This window comes from Microbacterium sp., assembly GCF_047606385.1.
Taxonomy (GTDB): domain Bacteria; phylum Actinomycetota; class Actinomycetes; order Actinomycetales; family Microbacteriaceae; genus Microbacterium.
Genome location: NZ_JASGEL010000002.1, coordinates 38,950 through 48,546, shown reverse-complemented (window position 1 = coordinate 48,546; position 9,597 = coordinate 38,950). Strand labels below are relative to the sequence as shown.

Genomic DNA, 9,597 nt, shown 5'->3' with positions numbered 1-9,597 from the left:
TGACGAGGTCGAGGCGGCCGGGGCGGGCGCCGGCCAGGCGCGCCGCGGCCCGGGAGATCGCCGGCGTCGCCAACGGCAGGTCGTCGACCGGGACGACGTGGTGGCTGCGCGCGGCGTAGGGCCCGACACGTCCCTCCGCGTCGACGTGCAGGCTCACGCGGGTGCGCCAGCCGGTCGCGTCGGCGGTCTCGGCGGCGAGCACCTCGCCGTCCGCGCCCAGGACCGGGGCGGCGGCCTCGATCGTGGCGGGGAGGTCGAGCCGGCCGATGCGCGCGAGCGCGTCGGCGACGACCTGCCGCTTCAGCTCGCGCTGGCGTTCCAGCCGGATGTGCCCGAAGTCCGCGCCCCCGGGGCGTTCAGCGGCGGGCCGGTCGAGTCCCGCCTGCGGCCAGACGTGCGGGCGGCGGTCGGCCGACGCGTCGAGCACGTCGACGACCTCGCCGCGCCAGAAGCTCTTCTTGCGCGTGTCGGTCAGCCGCACGCGCACGCGTTCACCCGGCAGAGTGTCGGGCACGAACACGACCCGCCCCTCGTGCCGGCCCACGAACACGCCGCCGTGCGCGACACCGGTGACGTCCAGGTCGATCTCGGCCGCGGCATCCACCCCCCGAGCCTGCCATACCCGCTGCCGGGCGCCCTCCGGCACCGCTGTCGCCCCCACGGCTCCCGCCCCACCACCGTCGCCCCCACGGCGAGCATGTCCCAGTTTGGCGCGCTTACAGGACTCGTAAGCGCGCCAAACTGGGACATGAACCACGCCGAAGTGGGACATGCTGAGGGCGGAGCGGAGCGGGGCGGGACCGGAAAGGGCGGAGCGCACCCGGGGCGAGGGCCGGCCGGGACGGTAGCGTGGCGGGATGCGCGTCGTCCTCGCCTCGACCTCCCCCGCCCGGCTGATGCTGCTGCGCCAGGCGGGCGTCGAGCCCGAGACACGGTCGCCGGACGTCGACGAGGACGCGGTGATCGCCGCCGTCGAGCGCGGCGAGGGACGCCGCCTGAGCCCGACCGAGCACGTGCTGCTGTTGGCGCGGCGAAAGGCGGCCGCCGTCGCCGCCGTGATCGAGGCCGAGGAGCCGGAGTTCGCGGGGCTCGTCCTCGGCGGCGACTCCATGTTCGAGCTCGACGGCGAGATCCTCGGCAAGCCGTACACGCCGGAGAACGCGATCGCCCGGTGGCACGCGATGCGCGGACGCACCGGCATCCTGCACTCGGGCCACGCCGTCGTGCGGCTGCGGCCGACCACCGCACCGGCGGAGGCTCACGCCGTGGCCGCGGCATCCGTCGCCTTCGCCGCGGACGTGTCGGATGCCGAGATCGAGGCCTACGTCGCCACCGGGGAGCCGCTGCTGGTCGCCGGCGCGTTCACGGTCGACAGCCTCGGCGGCCCGTTCATCACCCGCGTCGAGGGTGACCCGTCCACCGTCGTGGGGATGTCGCTCTCGACGCTGCGGAGCCTGGTCCGCGAGCTCGGCGTGGACTGGACCTCGCTCTGGAACCGCTCGTAGACCATCGCACACGATGACGGCCGCTTCTTGTAGAAGGCGCTCAAAAGCGCAGGGATGCGCGTCGGTAGGCTGACAGTCATGCCTGAAATCGCCAAGGTCCTCATCGCGAACCGCGGCGAGATCGCCGTCCGCATCGTCCGCGCCGCGCGCGACTCCGGACGGGCGACGGTCGCCGTCTACGCCGACCAGGATCGCGACGCCCTGCACGTGCGCCTCGCCGACGAGGCCTACGCGCTCCAGGGCTCGACCAGCGCCGAGACCTACCTCTCGATCGAGAAGATCCTCTCGATCGCCCGCCGCTCGGGGGCGGACGCCGTGCACCCGGGCTACGGGTTCCTCGCCGAGAACGCCGACTTCGCACGGGCGGTCATCGGCGCCGGACTGGCCTGGATCGGCCCGTCCCCCGAGGCCATCGAGGCCCTCGGCGACAAGGTCACCGCGCGCCACGTCGCCGAGAAGGTGGGCGCGCCGCTCGCGCCGGGCACCCCCGGTCCGGTGGAGAACGCCGACGAGGTCGTCGCCTTCGCCCGCGAGGTCGGCCTGCCGATCGCGATCAAGGCGGCGTACGGCGGCGGCGGACGCGGCCTCAAGGTCGCGCGGGAGCTCGACGAGGTCGCCGAGCAGTTCGAGTCGGCGACCCGCGAGGCCGTGGCGGCCTTCGGCCGGGGCGAGTGCTTCGTGGAGAAGTACCTCGACAAGCCGCGCCACGTCGAGACCCAGTGCCTCGCGGATGCCGCCGGCACCGTCGTCGTCATCTCCACCCGCGACTGCTCGCTGCAGCGGCGCCACCAGAAGCTCGTCGAGGAGGCGCCGGCGCCGTTCCTGTCGGACGAGCAGAACCGCATCCTGTACGAGTCCTCCAAGGCGATCCTGCGCGAGGTCGGCTACGTCGGGGCGGGCACCTGCGAGTTCCTCATCGGCGCCGACGGCACGATCTCGTTCCTCGAGGTGAACACCCGCCTGCAGGTCGAGCACCCGGTCTCCGAGGAGGTCACCGGCATCGACCTGGTGCGTGAGCAGTTCCGCATCGCCGAGGGCGGCCTGATCGACTACGACGACCCGGCGCCGCTCGGCCACTCCTTCGAGTTCCGCATCAACGGCGAGGACCCGGGCCGGAACTTCCTGCCCCAGCCCGGCCCGATCCACGTGTTCAAGACCTTCGGCGGCCCCGGCATCCGCCTCGACTCCGGCGTCACCGCCGGCGACACGGTCTCCGGCGCGTTCGACTCGCTGCTGGCGAAGATCATCGTCAGCGGCCGTGACCGCGACGAGGCGCTCGAACGCGCACGACGGGCGCTCGACGAGTTCGAGGTCGCGGGGCTGCCCACCGTGCTGCCCTTCCACCGCAGGGTGGTGCGCGATCCGGCCTTCACCGCGGAGGACGGCGTGTTCGGCGTCTACACGCGCTGGATCGAGACCGAGTTCGTGAACGACATCCCGGCATGGGACGGCGAGCTCGGCGACCCGAGCCCCGCCGAGCACCGCCACACGGTCGTGGTGGAGGTCGCCGGCAAGCGCCTCGAGGTGAGCCTGCCCGACCGGATCGCCGCGCCCGCGGCGTCCGTCGGCCGTCCCGCGGCCGTGCCGCCCTCGCGCCGCTCGCACCAGACGAGCACGCTGGCGGGCGCGTCCGGGGACGCGGTCAAGTCCCCGATGCAGGCCACGGTCGTCAAGGTCGCCGTCGAGACCGGTCAGCAGGTCGTCAAGGGCGACCTGGTGGTGGTGCTCGAGGCGATGAAGATGGAGCAGCCGATCCAGGCCCACAAGGACGGCGTCGTCGGCCAGGTCGATGCGAACCCCGGGGCCACGGTGTCGGCCGGGCACCAGCTGCTGACCATCAGCTGACACGCCCGCCACGGCCGCCGCCTCCCCCTCACCGCGACTGCGACGATTTCGTGGAATCGGTGCGCATTTGTGGCGTCGATTCGCACGAAATCGTCTCGGTCGTGGGAACGAGAACGGGGAAGCCGGCGGCTAGTTCTCCTCGCCGTCGGAGTTCTCGACCAGGTGCAGCGCGCGCATCGCGTCCTGGATGCTGCCGGACAGCGACGGGTACACCGCGAACACGCGGGAGACCTGGTCGACCGTGAGACGCCGCTCCACCGCGATCGCGACCGGGTAGATCATGTCCGAGGCGCGGGGGCCGACGATCACGCCGCCCATCACGGTGCCGCTGCCGGCGTGGACGATCAGCTTCACGAACCCCTCCGTGATCCCGATCATCTTCGCGCGCGGGTTGGCCGACAGCGGCAGCTTGTGCACCGTGCCGTTGATGCTGCCGTCCAGCACGTCCTTCTCCTGGTACCCGACCGTCGCGATCTCCGGCGCGGTGAAGATGTTCGCCGCGATCCGGCGCTGCTCCAGCGGGATCACGACGTCGCCGAGCGCGTGGAAGACCGCCGTGCGCCCCTGCATGGAGGCGACCGACGCGAGCGGCACGAAGGTCGTGCAGTCGCCGGCGGCGTAGATGTTGGGCACCGAGGTGCGGGCGACGCGGTTCACGCGGATGTGGCCGGACGCCGTCATCTCGACGCCCGCCTGCTCCAGCCCGATGCCGGCGGTGTTGGGGATCGACCCGACCGCGAGCAGACAGTGGCTGCCCTCGATGGTGCGACCGTCGCCGAGGGTCACGAGCACGCCGTCGGCGGTGCGCTCGACCCGGTCGGCGCGCGCCTTGGACAGCAGGGTCATGCCGCCGCGACGGAACACCCGCTCCAGCACCGCGGCGGCGTCCGCATCCTCGCCGGGAAGGACCTGGTCGCGGCTGGAGACGAGCGTCACCTTCGCGCCGAGGTTCATGTACGCCGAGGCGAACTCGGCGCCGGTCACGCCCGACCCGACGACGATGAGGTGATCGGGCAGGCTCTTCATGTCGTAGAGCTGGGTCCAGGTCAGGATGCGGTCGCCGTCGGGCATCGCGGTCGGCAGCTGCCGCGGCGAGGCGCCGACCGAGACGACCAGGGTGTCCGCCTCGATGCGGTCGAAGTCGGTGCCGCCGGGACCGGTGGCGGCGATCACGGCGTCGCGGCCGTCGAGCCGGCCGTGGCCGGAGATGATCCGCACCCCCGCGTCGACGAGCGAGGTGCGCATGTCGTCGGACTGCTGCCGGGCCAGGGCCAGCAGCCGCTTGTTGACCGCCGCGAGGTTGATGGCGATCTCGGGCTGCAGCGGCCGGCCGTCGGCGCCCCGCGCGAACAGCTGCACGCCCAGCTCGCCGCCGCCGGCGATGGCGACCGCCGCGTCCGCCGTGGCGATGAGGGTCTTGGAGGGCACCACGTCGGTGATCACGGCGGAGCCGCCCACCCCGGCGCGTTCGACGAGGGTGACCTCCGCCCCGAGCTGCGCGGCAGCCAGCGCCGCCTCGTACCCGCCGGGACCGCCGCCGATGATCGCGACGCGCTGCGCATGCTCGAAGCTCAGGGACATGCGTCCATTCTTCCGCGACGGGCACCCCGGACGCACATCGGCGGGCCCGGACGCGCACCCGCGCGGGTCGCCTGCCGCGGCGGCGTCCCGTCGCAGGCAACGACGGTGCCCGCCGCGCGAGCCATCGCGCTTAAAGTGTGGGCATGACGACAGGCCCCCTCGACGACCCCGCATCCGACCCGTTCGAGATCGCCCGGCAGGCCGCCGCCGACATCGCGCGCGAGACCGGCGTCCCGCGCCACGACGTCGCGCTGACCCTCGGCAGCGGATGGGGGAAGGCCGCCGACCTGATCGGCGAGACCACGGCGACGATCCCGGCCGAGGAGGTGGCCGGCTTCAGCCGGCCCGCACTGGAGGGCCACTCCGGGACGCTGCGCAGCATCCTGACCCCGGGCGGCGCGCGCGTGCTCGTCATCGGGGCGCGCACCCACTTCTACGAGGGTCACGGCGTGCGCCGCGTCGTGCACAGCGTTCGCGCCGCCGCCGCGACCGGCGCGCGCATCATGGTGCTCACCAACGGCGCCGGCGGCATCCGTGAGGGCTGGCGGCCGGGTCAGCCGGTGCTGATCGCCGACCACATCAACCTCACCGCCGCCTCACCGCTGGAGGGCGCCACCTTCGTCGACCTCACCGACCTGTACGCGCAGCGTCTGCGCGACATCGCCCGCACCGTCGACCCCGGCCTCGACGAGGGCGTGTACTGCCAGTTCCGCGGCCCGCAGTACGAGACGCCGGCCGAGGTGCGGATGGCGCGCGCGATCGGCGGCGACATCGTCGGCATGTCCACCGCTCTGGAGGCGATCGCCGCACGCCAGGCGGGGATGGAGGTGCTCGGGTTCTCGCTGATCACGAACCTGGCGGCCGGCATCCAGACCACCCCGCTCAGCCACGCCGAGGTCATCGAGGCCGGGCAGGCCGCGGAACCCGTCATCTCCGCCCTCCTCGCGCGTGTGATCGGAGCGCTGTGAGCGCGCTCGAGGCCGCGCGGGCGTGGCGGGATCAGGATCCGGACGCCGAGACCCGGGCCGAGCTGGACGCCCTGATCGACGCGGCGGCCGGCGGGGACGCCGGGGCGCGGCAGGAGATCGACGAACGGTTCGCCTCCCGCCTGGCCTTCGGGACGGCAGGGCTCCGCGGCGCGCTCGGCGCCGGCCCGACCCGCATGAACCGCGTGCTCGTGGCCCAGGCCGCCGCGGGACTGGCCGGCTACCTGCGAGCACAGGCCGACGACGTCCCCGCCGTCGTGATCGGGTACGACGGGCGCCGCAACTCCGAGGTGTTCGCCCGCGACTCGGCGGAGATCCTCGCCGGCGCCGGGCTGCGCGCCCTGCTGCTGCCGCGGCCGCTGCCGACCCCGGTGCTGGCGTTCGCGGTGCGGCACCTGGGCGCCGACGCGGGCGTCATGGTGACCGCGAGCCACAACCCGCCGGGCGACAACGGCTACAAGGTGTACCTCGGCGGCGCCGACGGCGGGTCGCAGATCGTCTCCCCCGCGGATGCCGGGATCGCCGCGCGGATCGAGCGGGTCGCCGCGGGCGACATCCGCGACCTGCCCCGCAGCGACCGGTACGAGATCGCTCCCGAGACGGTGGTGGACGCGTACGTCGCCGCGACCGCCGCCGTGTCCCCCGCCCCGCCGGGAGCGTCCGGGCTGCGCTGGGCGTACACGGCGCTGCACGGGGTCGGGTGGGAGACCTTCGCGCGCGTGCTCGATCGGGCCGGCTACCCGACGCCGGTCACGGTCGACGCCCAGCTGCATCCGGACGCGGCCTTCCCCACGGTCGCGTTCCCCAACCCGGAGGAGCCGGGCACGCTCGATCTCGCGTTCGCCCTGGCGCAGTCCGCGGACGCCGAGCTGGTGATCGCGCACGACCCGGATGCCGACCGGCTGGCCGTCGCGATGCCGGACGGCGCGGGCGGATTCCGCGCCCTGACCGGGAACCAGATCGGCCTGCTGCTCGGGTGGCGGGCGGCGCGGCTGGCCGCGGCGTCCGGCGCCGCGGACGCGACGCTGGCCTGCTCGCTCGTCTCCTCGCCCGGGCTGGCGGCCGTGGCCGCCCGCTACGGGCTCGGCTTCCATGCGACGCTGACCGGCTTCAAGTGGATCTCCCGCACCCCGGGACTGGTCTACGGGTTCGAGGAGGCGCTGGGCTATCTCGTGAACCCCGACACCGTGCGCGACAAGGACGGGCTGTCGGCGGCCGTCGCGGTCCTCGGCCTCGTCGCCGAGGCGCGCGGCGCCGGCCGGAGCCTCACCGACCTGCTGGACGAGTTCGATCGCACGTTCGGGGTCTTCGCGAGCGGGCAGGTGTCGGTGCGTCTCGCCGACACCGCCGCGGTCGCGACCCTCATGGCGGCGCTGCGGGCACAGCATCCGGCCGCGGTCGGCGACGTCCCCGTCGACCGGGTCGACGATCTGCTCGACGGGCTCGACGGCCTGCCGCCGGGCGATGTGCTGCGGCTGTGGCTGACCGACGGGTCGCGCGTGCTGGTGCGCCCCAGCGGCACCGAGCCGAAGCTGAAGCTCTACCTGGACGTGCGGGCGGAGACGGCGGACGCGGCATCCGCGCGCCTCGCCTCGCTGACCGCCGGCGCCCGCGCGCTGCTCGACGCGCTGTGACCGCGGGGTGACGCGGGGCGCGGGGGTCAGCCGTCGATGACGGCGACCAGCTCGTCGAGGAACGACGAGAAGTCGGTGCCGCGGCGCACGATCCGCTGCACGCTGTCCCGTTCGCTGAACACCTCGACGAACTGCTCGAACACGGTCTGGAACGCCTCACGGTCGTCCTCCGCGAAGGCGGCGAACGCCACGACCTGCACCCGCCCGGTGCCCCAGACGATCGGCGGGTCGGCGATGCCGATGGCGATCGCGGTGCGGGACGCCGTCATCCCCAGCGCGTGCGGCACCGCGAGCGCGTCGGTGAACGCGGTGGACGAGAGCCGTTCGCGTTCGACCGCGCGGTGCAGGTAGTCCTCGTCGATCACGCCCTGCGCGACGAGCAGGCCGCCGAGCTCGCGGATCGTGCCCTCCTCGCCGCCGGAGCCGTCGATCCCCCGCACGAACGCCGCCTCGTCGAAGTACCGCTCGAGCTCGGCCCGCAGCCGGGCGAGACGTCGTGCACGGCGGATGCGGGCGGCCGCCGCCTGCACGTGCTCCACGTCCGCGGGCGTCAGGAACGGCTGGATGCGCACGATCCGGTCGCCGCCGACCGGCGCGTCGATCGTGGTCAGCACGAGGTCGGTGTCGATCGCCGCCCAGTCCGGGTCCACGCGCGTGGTCACCTCGACCACCTCGATCGCCTGCCCGAGCGACCGGTCGACGCTCGATCGCAGCAGATCGTGCAGCTCGTAGTAGCCGGGGCACACGATCGTGGCCGTCAGCAGCCGGTCGCCGCGCCGGCTGCGCTCGAGCTGGCCGCCCACGTGCATCGCGATGTAGGCGATCTCGTCGTCGGGCAGCGGGATGCCGAGGCGCGCCTGCAGGCGACTGGCGATGTACACGGCGACCTCGAAGATCATCGGGTAGGTCGCCTTCAGCGACTTCGTGAGCGGGTTGCGGCTCCATGCGTGCTCCCGCGCGCGGGCGCGCAGGTTCTGCACGTGCAGCGCGAGCCGGAGCGTGAAGTCGGGCGCGACGATGTCGACGAGGAACTCGGATGCCGCGTCCGCGACGACCTCGCGCACGACCTGCTCCACCTCGGGGTCCAGCGGCGCCCGCGCCTCGTCGACCGCGCCCGGCGCGACCACGCGCGTGAGCACCAGGACCGCCAGGTGCAGCAGGTCCCCGGCGCCCAGGCGCACGCCGAGGTGCTCGGTCGCCAGCCGGTCGATGAGGGCGGCGACGGACTGCTGCGCCGGCGTGGGCACGACCGGCGTCTGCTCCAGCCCGCGGCCGGCGGAGACCCGGTCGGCGGCGATGGCGATGTGCATCACGGCATCCGTGATGCCGAGCTCGTTCACGAAGTATCCGAGACCGGTGAGCTCGGCCACCAGCGCCTCCTTGAACTCCCCGAACGCGGCCGGTGCGACCGATCCGGCGCCGAGGGTGCGGCGCAGCGCGAGCAGGTCGAAGGCGCCGTCGTCCATCTCGTCGTGCACGAGCCGTGACAGCAGGCGCCGGGTGGCGGCCTCCGTCCCGGTCAGGCGGGCGCGGGACGCCGAGCGCTCCAGCGTCAGCTCGGTGCCGCCGAGGAGACCCCGCACGCGGGCGAGATCGGACTCGATCGTGGCCGGGCTGACGAACGAGCTCTCGGCGAACTCGTACACGTCGATGCCGTCGGCGTCGTCCAGCAGCGCGCGCACGACGGCGTGCAGCCGGTCGCGGGGCGTGGTCGACGCAGGCGCCGTCCGGAGCGCGGCGCCCGCCTCCGACCCGGCCCGATACCCCTGCGGCCCCGACTCCACGACACCGCCCGCGCGGGCGTTCAACGCGGTGGCGTAGGAGCGGATGCTGCGCGGCGTGACGCCCAGCGCGTCGGCCAGCGACCCCGCCGTCACCCAGTCGTTGTGCCGCACCAGGAGCGCCAGCATCCTGTCCTGTCTCGCTCGCGTCACGGGGTCCTCCGACGCCGGCCCGCTGCGGCCGACTCCCCATTCCACCACGGCCCGTCGTCCCGCCGCTCGTGTGCGCGGCATCCGGCGCGACGTGCGGCGGCGGCCCGGGGCG

The 9,597-nt window shown here is 73.9% G+C and carries 7 protein-coding genes; 4 read left to right on the top strand and 3 right to left on the bottom strand.

The annotated features are described in order from the left end of the window. Positions 1–604: TRAM domain-containing protein (locus QM626_RS00245; protein ID WP_415072667.1), on the bottom strand; the 604-nt coding region annotated here is incomplete at its 3' end. 253 nt (positions 605–857) lie between these two features. Between QM626_RS00245 and QM626_RS00240 the strand changes: the two genes are divergently transcribed. Together QM626_RS00240 and QM626_RS00235 are read left to right on the top strand one after the other, a co-directional pair. After that, positions 858–1,505 (top strand): Maf family protein, encoded by a 648-nt coding sequence (locus QM626_RS00240; RefSeq protein ID WP_415072665.1) that lies wholly within the window; start codon positions 858–860, stop codon positions 1,503–1,505. Positions 1,506–1,583: 78 nt separating this feature from the next. After that, on the top strand, positions 1,584–3,350 hold the full coding sequence (locus QM626_RS00235; RefSeq protein ID WP_415072663.1) for an acetyl/propionyl/methylcrotonyl-CoA carboxylase subunit alpha: 1,767 nt from the start codon (positions 1,584–1,586) through the stop codon (positions 3,348–3,350). A gap of 129 nt (positions 3,351–3,479) precedes the next feature. Here QM626_RS00235 and QM626_RS00230 read toward each other — a convergent pair whose 3' ends face one another. Further along, on the bottom strand, positions 3,480–4,931 hold the full coding sequence (locus tag QM626_RS00230) for an NAD(P)H-quinone dehydrogenase (RefSeq protein WP_415072661.1): 1,452 nt from the start codon (positions 4,929–4,931) through the stop codon (positions 3,480–3,482). 143 nt (positions 4,932–5,074) lie between these two features. Here QM626_RS00230 and QM626_RS00225 point away from each other — a divergent pair, with 143 nt between their 5' ends. Further along, positions 5,075–5,899 carry a purine-nucleoside phosphorylase gene (locus tag QM626_RS00225; RefSeq protein WP_415072659.1) on the top strand — a complete coding sequence of 275 codons (825 nt, stop codon included), beginning with the start codon at positions 5,075–5,077 and terminating at the stop codon, positions 5,897–5,899. Next, complete coding sequence (locus tag QM626_RS00220; RefSeq protein WP_415072657.1) at positions 5,896–7,551, top strand: phospho-sugar mutase; 1,656 nt, start codon at positions 5,896–5,898, stop codon at positions 7,549–7,551. The genes QM626_RS00225 and QM626_RS00220 overlap by 4 nt, the downstream gene beginning before the upstream one ends. 26 nt (positions 7,552–7,577) lie before the next feature. On the opposite strand, the gene QM626_RS00215 is transcribed toward QM626_RS00220, so the two are convergent. Further along, a complete protein-coding gene (locus QM626_RS00215) occupies positions 7,578–9,461 on the bottom strand; it encodes a BglG family transcription antiterminator (RefSeq protein WP_415072669.1) in 1,884 nt (627 codons plus the stop codon). Positions 9,462–9,597: the final 136 nt, after the last annotated feature.